General features: G+C 65.4%; 25 protein-coding genes. 16 read left to right on the forward strand and 9 right to left on the reverse strand.

The window, feature by feature from the left end; translation table 11 throughout:
* Window positions 1–20 precede the first annotated feature (20 nt).
* The 4 genes from MAE01_RS08895 to trxB are packed head-to-tail and all read right to left on the reverse strand — an operon-like array spanning window position 21 to window position 3404.
* Complete coding sequence (locus MAE01_RS08895; RefSeq protein WP_147039208.1) at window positions 21–1013, reverse strand: metalloregulator ArsR/SmtB family transcription factor; 993 nt, start codon at window positions 1011–1013, stop codon at window positions 21–23.
* A complete protein-coding gene (gene arsB / locus MAE01_RS08900; protein WP_147039209.1) occupies window positions 1010–2107 on the reverse strand; it encodes an ACR3 family arsenite efflux transporter in 1098 nt (365 codons plus the stop codon). The genes MAE01_RS08895 and arsB overlap by 4 nt, the downstream gene beginning before the upstream one ends.
* Window positions 2104–2430, reverse strand: a complete 327-nt coding sequence (trxA, locus tag MAE01_RS08905; protein WP_147039210.1) for a thioredoxin — start codon at window positions 2428–2430, stop codon at window positions 2104–2106. Before trxA ends, arsB begins: the two co-directional genes overlap by 4 nt.
* Window positions 2427–3404, reverse strand: a complete 978-nt coding sequence (gene trxB / locus MAE01_RS08910) for a thioredoxin-disulfide reductase (protein ID WP_147039211.1) — start codon at window positions 3402–3404, stop codon at window positions 2427–2429. Before trxB ends, trxA begins: the two co-directional genes overlap by 4 nt.
* 127 nt (window positions 3405–3531) lie before the next feature.
* Between trxB and MAE01_RS08915 the strand changes: the two genes are divergently transcribed.
* On the forward strand, window positions 3532–3933 hold the full coding sequence (locus tag MAE01_RS08915) for an arsenate-mycothiol transferase ArsC (protein WP_147039212.1): 402 nt from the start codon (window positions 3532–3534) through the stop codon (window positions 3931–3933).
* Between the two features lie 50 nt (window positions 3934–3983).
* Here MAE01_RS08915 and MAE01_RS08920 read toward each other — a convergent pair whose 3' ends face one another.
* Window positions 3984–4742: a Rossmann-fold NAD(P)-binding domain-containing protein gene (locus MAE01_RS08920; protein ID WP_147039213.1), complete on the reverse strand. Its 759-nt coding sequence runs from the start codon at window positions 4740–4742 to the stop codon at window positions 3984–3986.
* A 177-nt stretch (window positions 4743–4919) separates the two neighbouring features.
* Between MAE01_RS08920 and MAE01_RS08925 the strand changes: the two genes are divergently transcribed.
* Window positions 4920–5897, forward strand: a complete 978-nt coding sequence (locus MAE01_RS08925) for an MFS transporter (protein ID WP_229718137.1) — start codon at window positions 4920–4922, stop codon at window positions 5895–5897.
* Window positions 5898–5996: 99 nt separating this feature from the next.
* On the opposite strand, the gene MAE01_RS08930 is transcribed toward MAE01_RS08925, so the two are convergent.
* On the reverse strand, window positions 5997–6314 hold the full coding sequence (locus tag MAE01_RS08930) for an ArsR/SmtB family transcription factor (RefSeq protein WP_147039215.1): 318 nt from the start codon (window positions 6312–6314) through the stop codon (window positions 5997–5999).
* Between the two features lie 366 nt (window positions 6315–6680).
* Here MAE01_RS08930 and MAE01_RS08935 point away from each other — a divergent pair, with 366 nt between their 5' ends.
* From MAE01_RS08935 to MAE01_RS08990, 12 genes are all read left to right on the forward strand, one after another.
* Window positions 6681–7322, forward strand: coding sequence for a hypothetical protein (locus MAE01_RS08935; protein ID WP_147039216.1), 642 nt, complete (start codon window positions 6681–6683; stop codon window positions 7320–7322).
* Between the two features lies 1 nt (window position 7323).
* On the forward strand, window positions 7324–7941 hold the full coding sequence (locus MAE01_RS08940) for a M23 family metallopeptidase (RefSeq protein WP_147039217.1): 618 nt from the start codon (window positions 7324–7326) through the stop codon (window positions 7939–7941).
* A gap of 19 nt (window positions 7942–7960) precedes the next feature.
* A complete protein-coding gene (locus tag MAE01_RS08945) occupies window positions 7961–8248 on the forward strand; it encodes a hypothetical protein (RefSeq protein ID WP_147039218.1) in 288 nt (95 codons plus the stop codon).
* Window positions 8167–9708: a hypothetical protein gene (locus MAE01_RS08950; RefSeq protein ID WP_147039219.1), complete on the forward strand. Its 1542-nt coding sequence runs from the start codon at window positions 8167–8169 to the stop codon at window positions 9706–9708. The genes MAE01_RS08945 and MAE01_RS08950 overlap by 82 nt, the downstream gene beginning before the upstream one ends.
* Window positions 9705–11198: an SCO6880 family protein gene (locus MAE01_RS08955; protein ID WP_147039220.1), complete on the forward strand. Its 1494-nt coding sequence runs from the start codon at window positions 9705–9707 to the stop codon at window positions 11196–11198. The genes MAE01_RS08950 and MAE01_RS08955 overlap by 4 nt, the downstream gene beginning before the upstream one ends.
* Window positions 11198–12784 carry a putative type IV secretion/conjugal transfer ATPase gene (locus MAE01_RS08960; RefSeq protein ID WP_147039221.1) on the forward strand — a complete coding sequence of 529 codons (1587 nt, stop codon included), beginning with the start codon at window positions 11198–11200 and terminating at the stop codon, window positions 12782–12784. The genes MAE01_RS08955 and MAE01_RS08960 overlap by 1 nt, the downstream gene beginning before the upstream one ends.
* A complete protein-coding gene (locus MAE01_RS08965) occupies window positions 12781–14052 on the forward strand; it encodes a ParA family protein (RefSeq protein WP_147039222.1) in 1272 nt (423 codons plus the stop codon). The genes MAE01_RS08960 and MAE01_RS08965 overlap by 4 nt, the downstream gene beginning before the upstream one ends.
* Window positions 14053–14065: 13 nt before the next feature.
* The gene (locus tag MAE01_RS08970; protein WP_147039223.1) at window positions 14066–15880 is read left to right on the forward strand and encodes a type IV secretory system conjugative DNA transfer family protein; all 1815 of its coding nucleotides are present in this window, start codon (window positions 14066–14068) and stop codon (window positions 15878–15880) included.
* Window positions 15877–16266 carry a hypothetical protein gene (locus tag MAE01_RS08975; protein WP_147039224.1) on the forward strand — a complete coding sequence of 130 codons (390 nt, stop codon included), beginning with the start codon at window positions 15877–15879 and terminating at the stop codon, window positions 16264–16266. Before MAE01_RS08970 ends, MAE01_RS08975 begins: the two co-directional genes overlap by 4 nt.
* Complete coding sequence (locus MAE01_RS08980; RefSeq protein ID WP_147039225.1) at window positions 16263–16742, forward strand: hypothetical protein; 480 nt, start codon at window positions 16263–16265, stop codon at window positions 16740–16742. Before MAE01_RS08975 ends, MAE01_RS08980 begins: the two co-directional genes overlap by 4 nt.
* A 38-nt stretch (window positions 16743–16780) precedes the next feature.
* Window positions 16781–17227, forward strand: a complete 447-nt coding sequence (locus MAE01_RS08985) for a single-stranded DNA-binding protein (RefSeq protein ID WP_186806186.1) — start codon at window positions 16781–16783, stop codon at window positions 17225–17227.
* Between the two features lie 83 nt (window positions 17228–17310).
* On the forward strand, window positions 17311–17571 hold the full coding sequence (locus tag MAE01_RS08990) for a hypothetical protein (protein WP_147039227.1): 261 nt from the start codon (window positions 17311–17313) through the stop codon (window positions 17569–17571).
* A 185-nt stretch (window positions 17572–17756) separates the two neighbouring features.
* On the opposite strand, the gene MAE01_RS08995 is transcribed toward MAE01_RS08990, so the two are convergent.
* From MAE01_RS08995 to MAE01_RS09005, 3 genes are all read right to left on the reverse strand, one after another.
* Complete coding sequence (locus MAE01_RS08995) at window positions 17757–18239, reverse strand: helix-turn-helix domain-containing protein (RefSeq protein WP_147039228.1); 483 nt, start codon at window positions 18237–18239, stop codon at window positions 17757–17759.
* Between the two features lie 46 nt (window positions 18240–18285).
* The gene (locus tag MAE01_RS09000; RefSeq protein ID WP_222591668.1) at window positions 18286–18657 is read right to left on the reverse strand and encodes a recombinase family protein; all 372 of its coding nucleotides are present in this window, start codon (window positions 18655–18657) and stop codon (window positions 18286–18288) included.
* Window positions 18658–19023: 366 nt separating this feature from the next.
* A complete protein-coding gene (locus tag MAE01_RS09005) occupies window positions 19024–20202 on the reverse strand; it encodes an O-antigen ligase family protein (protein WP_186806187.1) in 1179 nt (392 codons plus the stop codon).
* A 1245-nt stretch (window positions 20203–21447) separates the two neighbouring features.
* Between MAE01_RS09005 and MAE01_RS09010 the strand changes: the two genes are divergently transcribed.
* A complete protein-coding gene (locus MAE01_RS09010; protein WP_147039230.1) occupies window positions 21448–22353 on the forward strand; it encodes a hypothetical protein in 906 nt (301 codons plus the stop codon).
* Window position 22354: 1 nt separating this feature from the next.
* A complete protein-coding gene (locus MAE01_RS09015; RefSeq protein WP_147039231.1) occupies window positions 22355–22705 on the forward strand; it encodes a GntR family transcriptional regulator in 351 nt (116 codons plus the stop codon).
* Window positions 22706–22864 lie beyond the last annotated feature (159 nt).

Raw genomic sequence — 22864 nt, forward strand, 5'->3', positions numbered from 1 at the left:
CTCCAGGTAGTGAGTAGTGGTCAGTGGAGAAGGTCGTCGACGAGGGTGCGGACGCGGGCGGTGATGTCGTCGCGGATGGCTTCGACGCCTTCGCGGGACGCGAGGGCAGGGTCGCCGACGGCCCAGTCGTCGTAGCGGACGCCGGGGATGATCGGACAGACGTCGCCGCAGCCCATCGTGATGACGACATCAGCCGCTCTCACGGCGTCGTCGGTTAGGGGCTTCGGGAACCGTTCGGCGGCTTCGTCGCCTTCGATCTCGGTGAGCAGTGAGCGCACGTGCGGGTGGATGACGTCGGCGGGGCTGGATCCTGCCGAGCGGGCGATGATCTTGCCGTCGGCGATCTGGTTGACGAGTGCGGCGGCGAGCTGTGAGCGGCCGGCGTTGGCGACGCAGACGAACAGCACCTGCGGAACGGCCGTGTCACGGTCACGGGTGAGGTCACTCAACCGCTGCCTGGCGAACCGCTCGGTAAGCGGGATGAGCGCCGACGTCACCCGAGCGGTGCGGGCGAGAGCGGTGTACGACTCTCGCACGATGGTCAGGACTGTTGCTGAGTCGAGTTCCGGTATCTCTTCGGCCAGCTCGTCGGCGAGATGGGTGACGCGGGCGTCGAAGTCTGGCCGGCGTGCCTCATCGGCGGCATCGTCCGCCCAAGGTGCGGCGACAGTCGCAGGCGCGAAGGAGTCCAGCAGTGTGGTGACGGCACGGCGGCGGTTCGGGTTGATCTTGTACCAGACCCAGGTGCCGCGGCGCTCAGAGGTCAGCACGTCGACGTCCTTGAGAACCTTGAGGTGGTGCGACACGGTCGGCTGTGACACCTCGGCGAGCTCAGCGAGATCGCAGACGCAGGATTCCCCGCGGGGGTCGGAGGCGATCGCGGACAGCATCCTCAGCCGCAGCGGGTCGGAGAGGGCCTTCATCGTGGAGGCCACGGATGACGCCACGTCCTCCCCCATGGCGTGCGAAGTGACAGGACTGCACGTGTCGTCAGGATTCAGGGTGACGTTCATGATGGCATCCTTACGTCGGTGTATGGATCGGTGTGAAACCACTTGCGGGCCGCCCAGAGCGAGACGTACACGAGCCCGACGAGCACAGGCACCTCGATGAGCGGGCCGACGACGCCCGCGAGGGCCTGCCCCGACGTCGCCCCGAACGTGCCGATGGCCACCGCGATCGCGAGCTCGAAGTTGTTGCCGGCTGCAGTGAACGCCAACGTCGATGAGCGCGCGTACCCGAGGCCGAGGGCCTTGCCGGTGAAGAGTCCGATGAACCACATGACTGCGAAGTACACCAGCAGTGGCAGCGCGATCCGCGCCACGTCGAGCGGGCGGGAGGTGACCTGTTCGCCCTGTAGGGCGAACAGCAGCACGATGGTGAACAGCAGTCCGTAGAGGGCCCATGGGCCGATCTTGGGCAGGAACTTCTCTTCGTACCAGTCGCGGCCCTTGCGGTGTTCGCCGATGAAGCGGGATGCGAATCCGGCCAGCAGCGGGATGCCGAGGAAGATCAGGACGTTGAGGGCGATCGCTCCGACGGAGAAGTCGAGCCCCTGAGTGTCCAGGCCGAGCCATCCGGGCAGCACGGTGAGGTAGAACCAGCCGAGCAGCGAGAAGGCGACGACTTGGAACACCGAGTTGATCGCGACGAGCACGGCGGCGGCTTCGCGGTCGCCGCAGGCGAGGTCGTTCCAGATGACGACCATGGCGATGCATCGGGCGAGTCCGACGATGATGAGGCCGGTGCGGTACTCGGGCAGGTCGGGCAGGAACATCCAGGCGAGGGCGAACATCAGCGCGGGGCCGATCAGCCAGTTCAGCACGAGCGAGGAGATGAGCAGCTTCTTGTCGCCGGTGACGGCTGCGATCTTGTCGTAGCGGACCTTCGCCAGGACTGGGTACATCATCACCAGCAGGCCGAGTGCGATCGGAATCGAAATCCCGCCGACTTCGAGGCTCGCGAGCAGCGAGGAGACGCCGGGAACGAATCGGCCGAGGAGGATGCCGACGACCATGGAGAGCCCGATCCACAGGGGCAGCCAGCGGTCCAGGGTGGACAGGCGTCGTGTCGTCGAGCTGGGCGCCGGAGCGGTGATGGTACTCATGCGAGCAGCGCTTCCATCTTCTCGGCGATGACGGGCTTCGGGTGCGCGCCGATGAGGATGTCGGTGCGCACGCGGTTCTTGTAGAAGCCCAGGGTGGGAATCGAGGTGACGCCGGCCGCCGTCACCGTCTCCGGGTTCTGGTCCGCGTCGAGCTTGACGATCTTGACTCGTCCGTCGTACTCGGTTGCGAGCTGGTCCAGCAGCGGCGCGACCTGCTTGCACGGGCCGCACCAGGTGGCCCAGATGTCTACGACGACGGGGAGGTCGGAATTGAGGACTTCGGCCTGGAATGTGGAGTCGGTGACAGGTGTGGGGGCGCTCATGCGAACACTTCCTCGGTTTCGAGTTCGATCGTGGTGTTCTCGTCAAGAGCGGACAGGTAGTGCTGGGCGTCCTGCGCGGCAGCGCACCCGGTACCTGCAGCGGTGATGGCCTGCCGGTAGGTGTGATCGACGAGGTCTCCCGCGGCAAACACTCCGGGAAGGTTCGTGCGGGTGGAGGGGTGCTCGACGAGCACGTAACCGTCGACATCCGTGTCGACGACCCCGGTGACGAGTTCGGAGCGCGGGTCATGCCCGATGGCCACGAAGACGCCTGTCGCCGACAGTTCGCGTTCTGCTCCGGTGATCGTGTCACGGAGGGTGACCGCGTGCACCTTCTCGGCGCCGATGATCTCCGCGACCTCGCTGTTCCACGCGACAGCGATCTTCGGGTGATCCAGCACCCGCTGCGCCATGATCCTCGAAGCGCGGAACTCATCCCGGCGGTGCACGACGGTGACCTTCGAGGCGAAGCGCGTCAGGAACAGTGCTTCCTCCATCGCGGAGTCGCCACCGCCGACGACGACGATCTCCTGCTCCCGGAAGAAGAACCCGTCGCAGGTCGCGCACCACGAGAGACCGTGGCCGGTCAGTCGGTCCTCTTCAGGCAGTCCGAGCTTTCGATAGGCGGACCCCATCGTGAGGATGACGGCGCGGGCGCGGAAGGTCTCGCCCGCGCCGGTTCGGACGATCTTGATCGGGCCGTCGAGATCGACGCTCGTGGCGTCGTCAAGCAGGATGCGAGCGCCGAATCGCTCGGCTTGCGCTCGCATCGACTCCATCAGCTCCGGCCCCTGCACGCCATCGACGAACCCGGGAAAGTTCTCCACCTCAGTCGTCGTCATCAGCGCGCCACCCGCGGTCACGGAACCCGCGAGCACGACCGGCGCCAGTCCCGCACGAGCGGCGTAAACCGCGGCGGTGTAGCCCGCAGGACCGGATCCGATGATGACCAGCTCGACCGCTTGATTCGACATGCGTCTATATTGACACAGATCGAATCAACGTGCGACCCTCGCGGCAGAGAGTTCACCTGCTCGTCACCTGCCAAGGGGATCATGCCAGCACAGCAAGTCCGCCGCACACCCAGAAAGCCGTGAAACGATGACCCCGCCGAAGACAGTCCTGTTCATCTGCACACACAACGCCGGACGTTCGCAGCTGGGCGCCCACCTGCTCACCCACGTCGGAGACGAGCACCTGGTCGCGACGAGTGCGGGCATCAGCCCGGCCGAGGCGATCAACCCGGCGGTCGCGGCATCACTGCAGGAACTCGGCATCGACACGAGCGCCGCACATCCGCGTGCGGTGACGGCCGGAGATCTCGACACCGCTGATGTCGTGGTGCTGATGAAGCCGGGCCTGTCGTTACCAGGCCCGGTGCGCGGAGAACTTGTCGAGTGGTCGTTCCCCGATCCATCGAACTGGGAAGCAGACGGCGCGCGCGAGCTGCGCGATGCGGTCGATGAGAGCGTGCGCGAGCTCGCTGCGCGTCTCACCCGCTGATGCAGTGAAAGGCGGGCCTCGCTCTGAGACCCGCCCTCCGCGATGTTGTGTCAGCTGACGGTGACGGGACGCAGCCCGATCTGCACCAAGGCCGGAGCCGGGGCTGCACAGCAGCTTCCCGCGTTATCGTCGAAGTCGCCGGATCCGCCGCACACGCCGGTGTCGGGAAGGACGAGTTCGTTACGTGCAGCGGCCTCGTGATCTCCCGCGATGTGCGCGGTGACGCTTCGTACCTGCTCGTATCCTGTCATGGCGAGGAACGTCGGCGCGCGGCCGTAGGACTTCACCCCAACGATGAAGAACCCATGCTCCGGCTGTGCGAGCTCCCTCGCGCCGGTCGCGGACACTGATCCGCAGGAGTGGATGTTCGGGTCGATCTCGGAGGCGATGCCCGCGACCGCATCGAATGCAGGGTCAAGGTCAGTGCGCACCTCTCGCAGCATCTCCGTGTCCGGTCGGAACCCGGTCAGGGCGAAGACGTGCGCGACGTCGGTGACCGCAGCACCATCTTCGGCGACGATCGTCAGAGAACCACCATCTTGGCGGAACTCCGCGACGCGGAATCCGGTCACGAGGTTCACCAGACCCTCATCGATCATCTTGCGGGCACGAGAGCCGAGCGCGGCGCGCTCCGGGAGTTCATCGCCGAGCCCACCACCGAAGACATTCGTGGCGCTCCCGCGACGCGGCACCCACGTGACCTGGGTGCCGGGCGATCGCCTGGCCAGTTCGCTCAGGCGCAGCACGGCATGCGTGGCGGAGTGCCCCGCACCCACGACCACAACATGCGACCCCGCGAGCTCGGACACGTCGTCAGGAATGCGATACGAGATCGAGGCCGCCGCCGCCGACTCGCCGAGCGCCGGGAATCCATCGCCACCAGCGGGGTTCGGAAGCCCCCGGCGATCGCAGCCGATACGGGCTGATCGGTCGCCCTGGTCACGTTGTCGTTCTCCTCCGGGCTGATCGCCTCCGCCGCGGCGGGGGTGTTCGCCGGTCGGTGGCTCGATGCGCGCGGCCCACGACTCATCATGACCATCGGCAGCATCGTCGGTCCCGCCGGGCTCATCGTCGTCGTGATCGCGCCGAACCTCGCGGTGTTCACCATCGGGTGGGTCATCGCGGGCCTTGCACAAGCGACTGTGCGCTACCAGGCGGCGTTCACCGTCATCGCCCACAGGTACGGGCCTCGCCGCCGCGGCGCCATGACGATCCTGACCCTGGCCGGCGGCCTCGCCTCCACAGTCTTCGCCCCCATCGTCGCCGGGCTTCTCACCATCACCGATTGGCGCACGACATTCCTGCTCCTCGCCGGAGTCCTGCGTGTCACCACCGTGCCCCTGCACTGGTTCAGCCTCGAGCGCGCGTGGACACCCATCCCGCACGACGACACCATCCAGGCTCACACCGTGAGCACGGTCATCCGCACCCGACGCTTCTGGATGCTCGAGCTGTCCATGCTCGCCCTGGCGGCAGCGCTGTACAGCGTCACCCTCGCCCTCATCCCGCTCTTCACCGAGAAGGGCCTGAGCTACGAGCTCGTCGCCTGGGCACTCGGCCTCCTCGGCGCAGGACAGGTGATCGGCCGGCTCCTCTACGTCGCCATCCCGCACATTGCGGCACCGTGGATCCCGCTCGCCGCCACCGCCGGCCTCAGCGCCGTATCCCTCGCTCTCCTTGCCCTCGTTCCCGGCCCACCGTGGCTGCTCATCTCGATCGGCATCGCCGCCGGAGCCGTCCGCGGCGCACAGACACTCATCCAAGGCTCAGCCGTCGCCGACCGCTGGGGCATACAAAACTACGGCGCCATCAACGGCGTCTTCGCCGCCCCCATCACCCTCACCAGCGCGATCGGACCGGCCATCGGGCCACTGCTCGCGGTCGCAACAGGCTCCTATTCAGCCATGGCGCTCATCGCCGTCGCACTGGCCGCGCTCTCGCTCGTCCTTGCGCGATTCTCCTGACACCAGTCTCGCGATCGACGCAGGTGACTTCGTCACTTTCCGCCGGCGAATGCGTTGTTAGTGATGGCCGTGACCGGCAGTGCGAAAAGTCACCGCTACCTAGATCTCCCCGATCTCCTGACCCAGCCTGAGGTACAACTCTGTGACGGCTTCGTCGTTGACGCGATACACGACCCACTCGCCCCGCTTCCGCTCGGCCTTAGGTGGATCCGCCAGCAGAAGTCCCGCCGCCTCCAGCTCGCCGAGGTACGGGACGATCGTCGTCGGAGCCACCTCCAGCGCATCGGCGATTGCCTTCCGCCCCACGTTCGGCGTGCGGCGCACCTGCCGGATAATCCCGGCTTTGACCATGTTGCCCAGGACAGCGAGCGGCCCCTCGGCTCCTTCACCGTCGACCGGCCGCGCATATCTGGGCATGCACCCATTGTGCCCGCCGCGCGTTCGCGAGTACAACTAAACCGAATCAATTACCCGTTTACTTCTTGAGTGAACGGGTGTACCGTTCACATCATGTTCAGGACAGCGCGGTCAACCTCCCCTCTATTAGGGGAATGTCACGCGCGCGTGTCCCCCATACGGCCTATAGACACATGGAAGCGAAGCGGAGTAACGTCCAGTTCGTCACTGCGGCGTTCGCCGGTACAGTGCAGCACCGGCAGCGCCGCCGTCCTGAAACTTCGGGAGGGCTGATCCATCATGGCGAGGGAGCGGAAGCCGCGAAGGGGCTTACTGTGGGCGCTGATCGGTGGAGCTATCCTGCTTGCTGGCCTCATAGCCATCTTCGTGAACGCAGCCCTCAACCAAACGGCAGAGGTCCCGCCGACTTCACCACCCACGTCGGCTGCGACCGAAACGACGCCACCGACATCGGAGGGCGATGTCGTCGACCCGGCTGCCGCGGATTCGGGATGGGTTCCTGAGCCGGTTACGGACGATCCGGAGCTATATATCCGGCGGGCGCTCGAAGCAGCTTCCACGTTCGACACGCAGTTGGGCGAGCGCGACGAGTGGCTGACTTATCTCGACACGTGGTTCACCCCGGACACCCGCTACTCATCACCGGCCGACCAGTTGGACGAGATGGATGCCGCGCAGCTCGAGCTTCGCCAGTCTGTGGTGTTGCCGGAGCCTGAGTGGGATTCACTCGCTCAAGAAGAAGGGCGTGTGACGGCATCCGTCGTCGGTGATCTCGGCTACGTCGACGTGCCCGAAGATCCCAGCGGCGATATGCACATCGGCACGGCGAACGTGACCCTGACGTTCGTGCGAACGTCGGGCGATGGCTCTGAGCACAGTTACGACGAAACGGTGCGCGTGAGCGTTCAGGTGCTCTGTGGAGCCGGTTCGGTGCCGACCCCGGATTCGCCGCAGCAGCCGGGCGACTGCAAGATCGTGCGTTACTTCCCGGAGCCGATGGAGCCCTGACGTGGGCGTTCCTGCTTTCGCCATCACGGCCCTCGCCCGATCGAGGACCGCGCGTCGGGTCGTGATGATGCTGTTCGCTGCGGTGACGCTGCTGGCCTTTTTTGCACTTGCTCCACTGGCGATAGTTCCCCTCGCTCTTGCCGGCTATTCCATGGCTCCGACGTCGGCGGTGGCCACGGCTTCCCTGCCGGCTGCCAGCGGAGATTGGGGCTACCCGCTTGCCGGCGACTACTTCAAAGGCCGTGGTTACGGCTACAACCCCGTCAACGGATGCTCGTACTGCTCGACTGACCACGAGGGCTACGACATGGCGCAGGGGTGTGGGAGCACGATTTATGCCGCGGGTCCGGGAACGGTCATCACGGCGGGCGAGTTCTACGGGTGGGGGAACACCGTCCGCGTCGATCATGGCGGCGGTCTCGTGAGCCTCTACGGGCATATGCAGTGGGAGTCGCTCCGGGTGTCCGTGGGAGATCCCGTGACAGCAGGCAGTCCTCTGGGATCCGAGGGTAACACCGGCCGGTCCTTCGGCTGCCATCTGCACTACGAAGTCCAACGTGATGGGATCGCGATCGATCCTGAGCCGTTCATGACGGCACTAGGCCTGCCACTGAAGTGAGACCGAAAGAGAGATCATCGTGAACCATCCGTCAGACGTCGACGTCCCAGACATCAACCCGGACTTCTCCGCCCCCTTCTTCCAAGGGTTCCAAGTCATCGCCTCGTACGTGCTCGCGGCCGCGATGATCGTGGTGTTCATCATGCTGGTCGTCGCCGGAGCGGCGCTCGCCTTCCGAGGCCTGGCGTCAGACCGGGTGCGCACGTGGGCGGGCGAAAACATCTTGTGGATCTTCATCGCCGCCGCCGTGCTGGGCGCAGCCAATGGGCTGTTCGCCTGGTTCGTCAACTTCGATTTCGGCTTCTGATGCACCGGGCGCGCACGACCATTACCGGAGTCCTCCTCGGACTCCTCGTAACGGTGTGCGCGCTGACCTCCGCTCACGCATCGGCCCCTGAGCCAATGACCACCGTCGTCGAAGCAGCACCCGGCACCGCGCTGATTCCCGTCACCGGACAATCCTGGTCATCGCCCAACTTCCCCGTCCTCTGCAAGGAAACCTCCGGACAGGTGTCCTGCACGCCCACGAGCGGCAGCGACGTGAAGCCTCAACAGTGCTTCCGAGGCGTTCTGATGGATAGCGACCGCGCCACAGTGTGCACGACCTACGAAGGGCATGTCGCAGCTATTCAAGAAGCCGGCGGGAAAGCGCTCGTCGTCGAGTACGGGTGCAGCGTCGGAGATGTCGTCTGCGTGACGTTCGAAAACGCAGGACGCGGCATGGCCATGGCCACAACCGCGGTCATGCTCCTGGTCGCGGCGAACATGCGCTTCGACACCAGCACGGTGCTGTGGACGGCCGCCGTCGGCGAGTGGTCATTCTGGCAGTGGGCAGTCCTCGCCGTACTCTTCGGCGCGATGGTCTGGGCGATCGGCGCCGCGATCGTGTCCGGCAATCGTGACGAGCTGGTCGGCGCCATCGTGCGCACGTTCATCGCCATCCCCGCCGTCCCGTTGACCCTGTGGAGCATCGGACATTCCTTGAATGCGATCGACGACCTGACCTGGTACATCATGAACCGCGACGGCCCGATCACCCTGTTCCAAGACCTGCAGAAAGTGATGTGGGCCGGCGGACAGGCCAACTACTTCTTCGCCTTCCTCATCCACGGGCTCTTGCTGTTGGCGATGTTGCTGCTGATGCTCGTCTTCGCATTCCGGAACATCGCGCTGGCCGCGTTGATCGCCGTGGGTCCGGTCGCTTGGATGCTGTTCCCGGTGAAGACCGTCGGTCCGCAGTGGGTCGTCCGGTACGTCTCGGCCACGGTCGCTCTGCTGCTGGCGGGGCCGTTGACGAACGGGTTCGTCGCGCTGATCGTGAATGGGTTGGCGGACGTGGAGAGTATCTGGGATCCACAGTCCTGGCCGCTCCTGGTCGGTCTGGTCCTTGCCGCGTTCGCGCCGCTGGCGGTGTTTGCCCTGTTCAGTTTCGTCGGGGCATCGGCTACCGACAGCGTCGGCTCCCGCATCGGTAGCTCTGCGGGCCGGTTCGCCACGAGCGCGGCGCGTTCGGTCGGTCGGATGCCGTCACGATTGGCTGGCATGCCCGCAGGCATTCCCACGGCAGGAGCCGCCCGCGGCGCCGCATCCGCAACCTCCGCGAAGGCACCCCGCCCGAGCACGCAGCGTCCCGCCGGGGCCGGCAGCCCGGCCCGGAGCCGCACTGCGCCGAGCGCGAAGCCTGCCGCAAGCAGCGCGCCAGCCGCCTCCCGTCCCACGCCGTCGGCGACACCGGCACCTCCGCGGCCTGAGAGGAAGACGCCATGACCGCTGCATCGAACGAAGAGCGCCCCGTCCGGCTTCCCGGCCGCTCGCGGCAGGGAATCGTCCTGGGGATGGATGGTTGGCAACTCGGATGCATCGCGATCGCCGCGATCATCGTGCTGATCTTCACCAACCGATTCGGCCCGGTCGGGCTGCTCTACTCCGCACCGCTCTACCTCTCGCTGGGGCTCACGGCTGTGGTTACCGTCCACGGCCTGTCGGCCCCGAAGATGGCCGGTCTCTGGCTGATGAAGCAGACCCGCCACGCGACTGGTGCGACGAAGCAGGTGTTTCGCCCCGAGCACGTCCAGGTGGTCGGCACCTTGAACCTGCCCGGGGTGCGCGCGTCCGTGCAGCTGTGGGACGTCGATGGCATCGCCTGCGTGTATGACCCGCAGGGCCGCACCGTCTCCGTCACCGCAGAGCTCGAGGTCCAAGGGTTCCTCATGCACGACGCCCCGGAGCGCCTCGACCTCGCACAGCAATGGTCACGGGTACTCGCGTCGTTCACCCAGCGTCCAGGCGTCAAGCGCGTCACGCTGCAGGAACGCACGCTACCGACGACCATCCGCAGCGCACGCGAGCACTACGACACCGTCACGGAGCATCGCGAGATGAACCGCACCTCCCCCATCGCCGTCAACTACGAGCGGGTCATGAACGACTCGGAGCGGTTCGCAGTCACTCACCGCAACTATCTGACCTTCACGCTCGACCTCGTCGCCCTGAGCACCCAGGTGAAGGCTCTCGGCGGCGGTCGAACGGGCGCGCAAGCATTGGCGCTGATCGAGACCCGCACGCTCGCGGACGCGTTGACGAATGCGAGGATCAACGTTCGCGCGTGGCTGTCGCCTCGGGATATCTCCGCGCTCGCACGAATCGCGTTCGATCCGGAGTTCGCCGCCAACGTGCAGAACCGCACCGACGATCACTCCGGGGTGGATCCGCTCGCGATCGGTCCGATGTATCTCGAGGAGCCGCACGGCTCGAACCGGATGGTTCGTACCGACTCCGGTGTGCACACGACGATGTGGATCCACGAGTGGCCACGGTCCGATGCCCACGTCGGCTTCGTCTCCCCGCTGGTGTTCGCCCGCCACCCGCACACCGGGGAGGCCGTCACGCACATCCTCTCCCTCGTCCTCACCCCGGTCCCGTTGAAGCAGGCGCTCAAGCGGGTGCGGGATGAGAAGAAGGTGTGGCGCGGGAACGAGAAGCTCCGCGCGAAACGGGGCACGGACGGCAACGCCGCCGACGACGCCGACTGGCTGGCGCTGGAGAAGGAAGAGCAGGAGCTCGTCGCAGGTCACGGCGAGTTCCGCTACGGCGGGTACCTCACCGTGACCGCTCCGGATGAGGAGCAACTCGACCAGGCGCTGGCCGGGATGCGGAACGCTCTCGCGCAAGCAGAGATGGAAGCGCAGATCCTCTACTGCCAGCAAGCCGAAGCCCTCATGGTCAACGCAATACCGATCGGACTGGGGATGAAGTGATGACCCACCGCAGCCTGGTCTTCGAACCTGACGGTCTCTCCCGGAGGGAACGCCGTGCGCTCCATCGGGAGAGCGCCCGGCACGAGCGACACGACGCCCCGTCACCGGTCACGCGCCGTGACCGCGGGCTTCCGGAACCGGCTGTCCCGGGTCCGTTCGGCCCTGGGCTTGCCGAGGGCGGGTATTGGAACCTCGCCCCGTTGCAGATCCCGCCTCATCAGGCGACCTCGCAGCACATCGCCGGGATCTATCCGTTCGTCGCGGACGCTGGGCTCGGGCATCGCGGTCCGATCGTCGGCGTGGATCTCAACGCGGATTCGCTCTGGCACTTCTCACCTTGGGAAACCTACGCCGACAGCACCGACCGCGGGTCGTTCTCGACCAACGTCCTGGTGCTGGGCGCGTACCGGGCCGGGAAGAGTGCGGTCATCAAGACCCTCGTGACAAGGTCGATGGCGTTCGGGCACCAGGCGGTGGTGCCCTCGGATCCGAAAGGCGAATGGGTCACCGTCGCCGAGGCAATCCCCGGTGGCAATGTCATCCGGCTCGGTGGCGCATACGACACTCGCCTGAACCCGCTCGACCGGGGCCCGCGTCGCACCGGTGTCACGAACGAGCAGCACGAGCAGATGGTCAAGCAGCGCCGCATCACCGTCCTGACCTCTCTCGTGGAAGCCGCCCTCCCCGCCTCGCACCTCACCGCCGTCGAGCACGCGGCGCTCCTCGAAGCGCTCGAGCGCTGCATCGCGCACACGAACGACCGGCCGACCCTGCGCGGGGTATACGTAGAACTGACCGCGCTGGCGCGGGAGTCCGATCAGGATCGCCATCTTGCGCAGGGTGCCATCCAGCCCAGCTTCGTCCTGCGCAGGTTCGTCAACGGCGACCTCTCCGGACTCTTCGAAGACGAATCGACCGTCAGCTTCGACGATGCGGCGCCCATTGTCGTCGTCGACACGTCCGAGTTGTTCGCCCGTGGGGATCTGGTCGCGCAGCTGTCACAGATCTGCACGACCGCGTGGAATCAGGCCGTGATCTCCGACCGCGGCGCACACCGCACCCGCTACGTCATCCGCGAAGAAGGGTGGCGAGACATGACCTCACTCGCCTCGCTGCAGATGTACCAGCAGTGGCTGAAGCTCTCTCGCCACTACGGGATCAGCAACATCGTCATCCTGCACAAGATGGGCGACCTGGACGCCGTCGGTGAAGCGGACTCCCAAGAACGCAACCTCGCCTACTCGATCGCCGGTGATATCGAGAACAAGTTCATCTTCCGCATCAACCAGCAAGAAGGCACCAGCATCCAACAGCGCCTGAGCATCCCGCCCGCGCACGCCTCCATGGCCAGGCAGCTGCGAAAAGGCGAGTTCCTCGCCTACGTCGGCCAATACTCCTACCTGGTGGATGCGTTCGCCACCTCCACCCAGTGGGAGTACGACCTCTTCAAGACCGATGACGCTATGGACCTCGACAGCCGATACGACGACGAGTTCCGCAACCTTGACGACCCGGTCGTCGACTCGCTCTGGCCCGACGACACCTCGGTCGACGGATGGCTGACCGCCCAGAAGGAACTGCAATGACCACCGAAACCACACCCCGCGCATACGCGACCGTCACCGGCCCGAACGCCACGTTCATCGCCCCGAACGGTGAAGCAGAACCCATCTCCGCTGCCGGCGACGAGGACATCCGTCACATCGTCGTGCGGCGTGCGACGGACGAAGCGAGGCGCACCGGAACCGCCCTCGAGCTCATCACCTCCGGCGACCGCGGCGAACACCACCTGATCATCGGCGCGACCGGCGACGTCGCCGCCGCACCAACAGCCGACGTGATCCCGCCGCCGGCTACCACCCCCGAGGCGACGGAGCCCGATCCTGCCGCTCCCACAGCGGAGCCAAACGACGTCAGCGCCGAACAGGATGTCCCGGCTTCTCGACATTCGTTCATCGCGCCCGGCGCCGCCGCACCAAAGGCGAACACCGGATGGCGACGACTCGCCGCACGCGCCGGCATCCCTATCGCCGAGACGAAGACGCAGCTGCGGCGACGTGAAGCGATCGGGCGGGTGTCTCGGCATTGGGCCGGGTACCGGAACATCGCGGTCGCCAACGGCAAAGGCGGCGTGGGTAAAACCATGACCTCTGCGATGGTCGCGGCGGTGTTCGCCAGGTACGGGGGTGGCAACGTTCTGGCGTGGGACAACAACGACACCCGCGGCACTCTGGGTTGGCGCACCGAGCAGGGACTGTACGACACGACTATCCGCGATCTCCTCCCCGCCGCCCATGACCTGCTTGGCGCGACGGCATCCGTTTCGGACATCTCGCGGTTCGTGCATCACCAGCCCGACGATCGCTACGACGTCCTCCGCTCCAACCCCGAGCTGCTGGCCGCGCACCAGCGCATCGAGAAGGACGAGTTCGACCTGCTGCTGCAGGTCGCCGTGCGCTACTACCGGCTCATCGTGTTCGACTCCGGCAACGATGAGTCCGCCGACCGGTGGCTCCGCATGATCGACAACTCCCACCAACTCGTCATCCCCACCCTCCCCTCCCCCGAATCCGCCGAGTCCGCCTCCCTGCTCCTGGACGCGCTCCGTCAGCGCGACCGGCACTCGGCGGCATTGGCCGCGAACGCCGTCGTAATCGTCACCACCCCCGAAGCCGGCTCCCGCCACGACACCAAAACCATCGCCGCAGGGTTCGCCGACCAGGTGCGGGTCGTCGAGACCATCCCATTCGACGCGGCTCTCAAAAGCGGCGCGTTGCGATTCGATGCCCTCGGCCGGGCCACACAGGATGCGTGGCTTCGCGTCGCCGCCGCTGTCGCCACCGGGTTGGACTGAACGGGACATCATCATGAACAGCAGCTGGTTCGGCAAGGCCCTCGCCGTCCTCGTGGCGGCAGCGTTCATCCTGACGCTTGCCTTCACCTTCGTCGCAGAATCCATCACCCAGGTGGTGTGCGGTGCCCGGCCCGAAGCGAACAGCCTGTTCTCCGGCCTCATCCTTACCGTCACCGGCGACCCAGCCCAGTACAGGCTCGCTGGGTGCGCGTTGCCCGTGTGGCAGATCCGTGTCGCGGGTCTCGTCGCGGTGCTGCTGCTGGTCGGCCTCGGAGTCGCGGTGTATGTTCTCTACCGCCGGTACCGGGAATCGGACCGGGCGTTCATCGCCGACCTGCGCACCAGGCCCGGGTTCGCGCCGGCATCCGAGATCCGCCAGCACCTCTCCGCCCGCGCCGTCCTGCGCCGCGCCCGGCAGCTCCGCCCCGACCTTGAGCGCCCGAAGCCGACAGATGTCGGATGGCGTGTCGGACGCTCCCGCGGCCACGACGTGTTCGTGTCGATCGAAGACTCCGTCGCCCTCGAAGGCCCACCCCGCTCCGGCAAGGGGTACCGGGTTCTCATCTCCGCGATCCTCGACTGGTCAGGCCCGCTCATCACCACCTCGACCACGAACGACAACCTCACCGCGACCATGCACATGCGCCAGCACCGCGGCCAGACCCACGTCTTCGACCCCCAAGGCCTATCCGGGATCCGCCACCCGCTGCGGGTGAGCCCGCTGGCCGGGTGTGAAGACCCCCTCGTGGCGATGCAGCGCGGCAACGCCATCATCACCGGCACAGCGCTGGGCGCCTCGACCACGAACGGAGAATGGGCGCAAGCCTCCGGAGTCGTCCTCGGCCGGCTCCTCCACGCCGCCGCCGTCGGCGACCGCACCATCGAAGACATCTATGACTGGGGATCCAGCCCCGCCCTCGCCCGCACCGCCGTCGACGTACTCCGCTCCGACGGCGCACCCGGATGGGGCGACAACCTCGAAGCGACCATCAGCGGGGACGAGAAGCTCGTCTCCTCGATCTGGTTCGGCGTCCAAGGCGCCGTCGCCCCACTCGCCGTCCCGCAGATCCGTGCCGCGCTGATGCCCGGTCGCGGGGACCCGGTCTTCGACCCGAAAGAGTTCCTCGACGCGGCGAACACGCTGTACCTGATCGGTTCGTCCTCTGGTGCGTCCGCGATGGGCGGGTTCCTCGGGGCGCTGCTGGATGACATCGTCGAGGTCGCTCGCGTCAGGGCGCTCGCCTCACCCGGGTCCCGGCTCGCGCACCCGCTGGGGCTGATCCTCGACGAGATCGCGAACATGTTCCGCTGGGGAGCACTCCCCCGCGTCATGGCCGACGGCGGCGGCCGCGGCATCTGCACCTTCGTTGTCCTCCAAGCCCTCTCCCAAGCAGAAACAGCATGGTCCCGCGCAGAAGCCGACACCATCTGGGTCGCCGCCACCGCCAAAGTCCTCCTCGGCGGGGCATCCCACGTCGCCCACCTCCGGGACGTCGAAGCGCTGCTCGGCTCCCGTGACGCCCGCCGCACAGAAAGGTCCTGGGACAGCGACCAGGCCGGTCACCACACCAGCGAGCGAAAGGAACGGTTGCCGCTGATGTCGGTCGACGAGATCCGGCGGATGCCGCAAACCCTCGGCCTACTCGCCTATCGCAACCGCCGCGGCGTGCTCCTCGACCTCGCCGGCTGGGACGAACGCCGCGATGCCCGCGAGATCCAGCACGGCAAACGCCACACCGAACAGCAACAGCAAGCCGTGTTCACCGCGCCCCCGCAACCGCAGATCGCGGATCCCGTCGAGCAGGCGGAGGCGGTGAGCGACGAATGAGCAACAGACGACGCACAGGCCTGAAGAACCTGTACCGAGACGAGTTCCTCCGCTCGCGGGCCTGGTTCGCGAGGCGAGAGCGTTGGTTCCGCGACCACACCAACAACGGGCACGAGCCATGCGCGGCCTGTGGAATCCCGGGATCGAAGACCCAACTCGAGCTGCACCATCTGGACTACCGCGGGGTGCGGATCATTCGGGGTGAGTGGCAGGCATGGGAAGACGACGAAGACCTCATCGCCCTGCACCCGTATTGTCACGAACTCTTGCATCGACTGATCGACCGCGACATCGTCCTGGCCTCGCACCGGACCCGTCGGCAGGCATCGGCGCATGCCCTGCAGGTGCTGCAGGTGAAGCTGCGACCGGCGAAGGACGCATCATGAGTGACTTCGACCCGGCAGATGTCGATGCGCTCCTCGCACAGGAACTCAGCGGCTTCGACCCGCACTCCCGGCACGGCGGATCCGCCCCGATCGGCGGACTCGTCACCAACTGGCGAGAACTCACAGCCGACGAAGCCGCCGAGCGATGGAACGCACTGCGGACATGGGTCGAGTGGTTCACCGTCCGCTACAACATCCCCATCAGCGTCGTCCCCACCTGCTGGTGGAAACACAGCCACCTCGTCGAAGAACTCTCCGCCCTCCACACCGCACACGTCGCCGCGTTCGATTCCAGCGACGCCGGATTCGGACCTATCGGTTGGCACGAACGACTCGCCATCGCCACCCCCCGACTCGCGAGGGCATATGGCGGCGGATGCAACAACGGGCACAAACCCGCCAAACCCCGCACCTGGACGGACGTCACTGACGAGCAGGAATGGACGGCGTGGGCCAGCCAGGGCCACGCACAATGAGGACGCCACCAGGTGTCCCTGACGAAAGGAAGAAGGAGATGACCACCAAGATCCCGGTCACGCTGGAGGGCAACCTCACCGCCGACCCGGAACACGGCACCGGAGAATCAGGCAACGAGTACGCCCGGTTCTCACTCGCGGTCAACGACCGTCGCCTCAACGAGGACACCGGACGCTGGGAAGACGCCGGCACGGTGTTCCACCGGGTCGTCGTGTTCAACCAGCAGGCCCGCCACGTGACCGACTCGCTCCACAAGGGCGACGCCGCGATCGTCGTCGGAGACCTCCGCTTCGGCACGTACACCGACAAGGACAGCGGCCAGACACGCGAGACCCGCGACGTCGTCGCCGACAACGTCGGCGCATCCCTGCGGTTCACCGACGCGACCATCAACCGCGCCCCAAAAGCTAACGGCCCCGCAGCAGAAGCTTCGGGGCCGGTAGCGGAACCGGCCTCGTACGCCGGAACCGGAGTCACCCGCTGACCATCCAGCCAAGCGGACGGGAGTCATCGTACTCCCGTCCGCTTACCAATGACATCCCAACGACCGACCAGTACCCTGAGCCCATGCCTGACGCCGAAGAATGGATCCTCGCACTCGGCCTTCGCCCGGTGAGCGATGACCCCAACGACTCGGCCATTCCCGACGCCGTGCTCAACGGCCCTTCGCTGTCTCTCACGGCGAAGGCACTGTATGCCCTAGTGCTCTCGACACAGGGTCGGCCACTCAACCCGTTTGAGGACGCATTCGAGGACTCGAAGGACATCCACGCAGCGATCGACGAGCTCGTCGCCGCCGGCCTGGTTGTACGCACAACAAAGCAGTAAAGGAAATCCAGTAGAGGAAGGCGCCCGGATGCCGAACCTCACCGTCCCCAAGAGAGACGGCGGATCCGCGACCGAATGAAACCTGAACGAGCACAGCCAAACCGGACACTGCGCCACTACCCAACAGGGAATCCTGACGGGCTGTGGAGAGTGGTATCGGGGCGCTGCGCAGGAGCCGCGGTGGCCTAGGTGTCGGCGTGCTCTGCACGAGCCACCGCGATACCGTGTCGGCGGTTGAAGACTTCCTCGTAGACCTCGTCCTCGATGAGCCCGCGGCGTACGGCGTCTCCGACCTCCGACCAGGTGCCGTCCGGGTCGACGATCAGCGAGTCATACCCGTCCGTCTGCACGCCCTTCACGTAGGGGAATCGCGTGAGCTCGTCGACGAGCTTCGCCCGGTCAATGAAATCGGCGGCGTAGCGCTGGCAAATCTCGTAGGGGGTCGCGCCGGAGAATCCGTCCAGCGGCATCGTCACCTTCGCCGCGGTGCGGAGCGCGCTGAGCACCGACGGCTGCGCGATCCCGAGCCACTTGGCAATCTCCCGCTGACTGTATCCGTGCTGATCCAGGCGGCGCAGCTCGCGCCGGTAGTCCAGCTCGACCATCTCCTTCCGGCGGCGCGCGAGCACTGCCGCACGCGCCTCGGGCGGAACCTCCGCGATCGTCATGGCGGCCACCTCCGATAGGCCATTCTATCAGGGGTGATAGATACCGTTATCGGTTGAGGGCTCGGCGCACGCTGGTGGCTCCGACTCCCAGCACGCGGGAGATGCTCGCCCAGCTGTACTGCTCGGCCCGCATGCGCTCGGCTGTTCCGATCCGCTCGGGTATGGTGACGCTTGGCCGGCCGCCGACGCGGCCCTGGCTGCGGGCGTAATCCAGGCCGCGGGTTGTGTTGTCTCGGATGGTGTCGACGCGGAGCTGCGCAAACACTGCGACGATGCCGTAGAGGACGCGACCCATCGGTGTCGCGGTGTCGATCGTCGGCTCGGTGAGGCTGACGATGTTCACCTGTCGGGCGTCGAGCTCCTGCAACGTCTCGATCGGGATGTGCTCACTGCCAGCGAGACGGTCGACGCGGCGCACTTTGAGGCTACCCCCGGACGCAGGTACTCGAGACAGGCGAGCCACTACGGGCGCGGTTCTGCTCGCGCTTGGAGACTCAGGCGTAGCCGACTTCGTGTGCCATGCCGAAAACGGTACCGCCGATGTTTCGGCGCGGTTGGGTTTCGGCAGGGGGTTTCGGCGGGTCATTTCTCGGCGTGTCGTGCACTTGGTCGTCGACGTCGGCGGGGCTGCCGATAACGATCGTTTGCGGCAGGGCGTACAGCGCCTGAGCCGCCCCTCGGAGGCGTTACACAAGCTCGAACGACAATCAAGGCTCGCTGTGCGCACCGCCGCAGGACAGCGAGTGAGAATCATTCTTCTAGGCGGAGCCCGAGTTGGCCCGCTTCAATCGCTACTCTCGTCTTGGATCAGGACCTGTCGGACGTGTCGTCGGTAGCGGTTTCGGTAGCCGGTAGCCGAGAGCCGAGAGCCGAGAGCCGAGATCATCGTGAGAAGTGTCCAGCCCCACAACATGACCGGTGACGACTCCGTCAGTCCCTGAACGAGAAGCACGAGCATGGCGAGAAATGGGATGAGATTGCTGCGCTTAGGTGGCAAGAAACTGCTCGAGACTGCCGTCCTATCCGCTTGTGCAAGCAGCCAGCCGTTCCGTATGGCGATCCCGACAATGAGAGCGATGCACGCGACTCCGACGAAGCCGAGCTGCATGAAAACGTCAAGCCACATGTTGTGCGCCTGAAACACCGTGATGTCATGATCGACGATCCACCGCGAGAACGCTGGATCCCACGGAAGCCACGGGCTGGCGAACCCGTTTCCAAGAACAGGAGCTTCGATGGCGCGACCGATGACAAGTTCCCAGATTCTGGCACGCCCTGTGAATGTCGCGTCCTTTCCCAGGAAGCCAGCGATAGGCCCCCGGAGTACGACCGCAGCTACACCTAGAACCATGAAAAGTGTGCCGAGACCGACAGCTAGCGATGTGCGCACCCTCCGAGACTTAGCGACGCGAAACATGCCAATGACGACGACTGCGACCACGATCACCACCACTGTGACAATCATCGTCGCGGAATTCGCACGGACGAACAGCCAGCAGCTGAGCGTGAACATCAGAACGAGATAGAGCCGATTTGCCTGGCGATCTAGAAACTGTGCGACGCAGATGATCATCGCGAGGAGACACAGGGCGGCTAAGAGATTGGAATTTCCCACGATGCCCTGGATTCGGCCACCGGTGACGACTCCATCGAGAAGGTTCCCACGAACCCAATACCAATGTGGGTCCGGATTGGTCGGGACATGAGCGAAGTTGGGCAGCAAAGGATGTCCACGAATCGTTGCGACCCAGAGTTCGAGAAAAAGCGAGAGAGCCATCGCGAGCTGGAGAGCCCACCCACTAATCAGCACAACACCTTGACCATCGAGCTGATCCACCAAGAACAACCCGTGCATTGTCGCCGAGGCCAGCAGCACCCACGTCAGAAGTGTGACACTCGGCCACGCCGACCACGCGACAGATAGCAGGGCCAGGGCTAGATAGAGCATCGACGCCCACGGCACAGATGGGAGTGTGAGCCGACCCACACCGGGATAATGGTGTCGCCGCGCTAGCCACACCACAGCCGTACACAACGTGAGAGCAAGGAGAAGTAGGCCGGCTCCGTACACTCCAAGCAGATTGAACCAGAAAGAATAGGCGAAAACGGAGAACATCACTGCCACCGCGTAGATTCGCATACGTGCTCCCTGCACCCCATCCGGCACGCTGCTGTTCACAAGGGCCGCTCCGCGTCGACGCTACGCCATTCGCGGTCCGAGCGAGAACGCCGGTCTCGAAATCGACATCGATTGCGTTGGCACCCGATCTCGGCTAATCGAGTACCGACTCGTCTCAGGTTGAGCGGCCACGGCCTATCGCGTTGATGGGGCTGAACAGCACTCTGACCGTCCGCGCCACCAGCCGAAATGATCGTTTACGGCGTTGCGGCTACCCAAACTGCCGGTGATTGCGAAGCGCCGCCATCGATAGCGAGGGAAGGTGCCCCTGAGTGTGCGCGCAATCGTCTCAACAGAGCCGATTCGATGAGCGGGTATCCTCAGCAAGGTGAGCAGAACCCTCTCGCGACCCCGCGTCTTTGACTTCTCGATCGCGGGCGTTCTCACTCGTGGGTCTTGGTCTTGATCGGCTTCATCTGTGGGGTTTTCCCGCTAATCGAGGGTAGTACGAAGCGTGCATCTACCACATATCCCCACCGGCTGATTTCCTCGCGCGATACCAAGAAGGAATCACCTCGCCTGGTGCTCACGTGTCGATCTTCCCGTTCGGTGCGCAATGCACGTATGTCGCGAACTCCACCGGAGAGACCGTGGTGTCAGCCTTGTCGCCTTGGCCAACGATGAGCATCATCGCCGGTCTAGCTGCTCTCATCGCGGGCGGCGTCATCGCGGCAGTCGTCTGGCATCGCGCCCGGTAGACCGGGTCGATTAGCGAACTTCCGAGACCCGCATCCCCTGGGGTGCTCGACGCGCTTCGTGTTCCAATGATCGCCGTGGGTAGATCGGTCAGCTGGACAGTGCATGTCGTTTTCCAGCTGCGGCGAGCGTTTCCGGCAGCCATGCGCGCCCTACGTCCGCCTCACGCCAGAAACGATCGTTTCCGGCAACTCGACGCCGAAGGCTCGGACCGTGACCGCAGGTTCGACCGTATCTTCGGTGGCCGACGCAGCCCTACGGCGAAAAACTTGCCATTCCGTAACAACCAGGTGATACAGTCGAGAGTATCAATCGAACGATACGGTCGAGGGAGTGGAAATGTTGGTGGCGACGATAGCTCCGGTAATCGGGTTGGTTTTGGCCATGCTGTGGGCTAGCGTTCGCCCGCCGCGTGGAGCGGTTGGTCTCTCGTGGAGTGTGCGGGCTTTCACCTTGATTGGGTCCGGCATCGCGCTTGTCGGCGGGCTGCTCGTCGGTTTGAGTGGGAATACGGCGTATTCGGCTGTATCTTCTCCGATACCTCTCGAGTGGGTGCGGGGTGACTGGCTGTATGTGGTTCCGCTCGTCTCCGGATTCGTCGGCGTTCTCGTGTTGATGTTGCCGTTGCAGCGCCGTAGATCGTCCGGGTCTGCGCAATTCACGCGGCGAACCGCATTGAGCTTCACTCGACGGCGGTGGCTCGTGCTCGCTGGGTGCCTCATCGGAGTCATCGTCATACTCAGTGTTGCGGCCGGCGGCGCATCCAGCCCTGACAAGGACGGGCGCTACCGCCTGTTTGCGATGGATTCAGGGGCAGCGGAGATCCGCATCCTGATCTACGGCTGGTACTACTCGCTCCCGAGCCTCATCGCCCTTGCTCTGTTCGCCGGTACCGCGCTCCTCGCGCTCAGCGTGATCGCCCGCCCGCCGCTGGCTGCTGACACGCCCCACGACACTGCGGTCCGGCAAGAGCGCAGCCGGAATGTGATGGGCCTCCTCATCGGCGGGCTTCTTCTGCATCTCGGCGCCGTGCTGAGCTTCCTCGGATACACCGGGACGAGCAGCGTTGGCGTGTTTCAGGGCGAGGACATCATCCCGATCATCGCGCCGTTCTCCGCTTTCGGTCCGCTGCTCTGGATCCTGGGCGGGGCGGCATCCGCGCTCGGCTTCGCTTGCTGGTTTGAGATCGTACTCAGCAACGTGCGGCGTCCCGTACGTCGACAAGTGAGCGCGGTCTGACATGGAGATCGAGCTTCGCGGTACGACTCCACCCGCTGAACAGATCCGCGAACAGATCGGCGGTCTGATCGCGGCAGGGCGAGTGGGCGCCGGCGAGAAGCTTCCTTCCGTGCGCCAGCTGGCGCGTGACCTCGGAGTCGCGCCAGGGACCGTCGCTAAGGCGTATCGGGCATTGGAAGCGGACGGCTATGTTGACGCTCGCGCGGGTGGCAGCACGCGAGTCAGCACAAAGGTGAGCACGACATCACGTCCTGTACTCGAAGCTGCGCGTCGTCTCTCAGATATCAGTACATCTGAGGGGGTTTCCTTGGATGAGACAATCCGCCTGTTGCGGGGCGTCTGGTCGGACTAGCAGCACCCCACCGACCCCAGACCAATCCTTACGCCGCGGCCTCGCCGGAAACGATCGTTTGCGGCGAGGTCCGCGCGTAGTCCTTCGCTAGTGACCATTACCGTCCACCAGAACGTCTTGCGGTAGCGCGATTCGGCAGAAGGTTGCGGTCCTAGGCGC

Source organism: Microbacterium aerolatum, from assembly GCF_007988825.1.
Taxonomy (GTDB): domain Bacteria; phylum Actinomycetota; class Actinomycetes; order Actinomycetales; family Microbacteriaceae; genus Microbacterium; species Microbacterium aerolatum.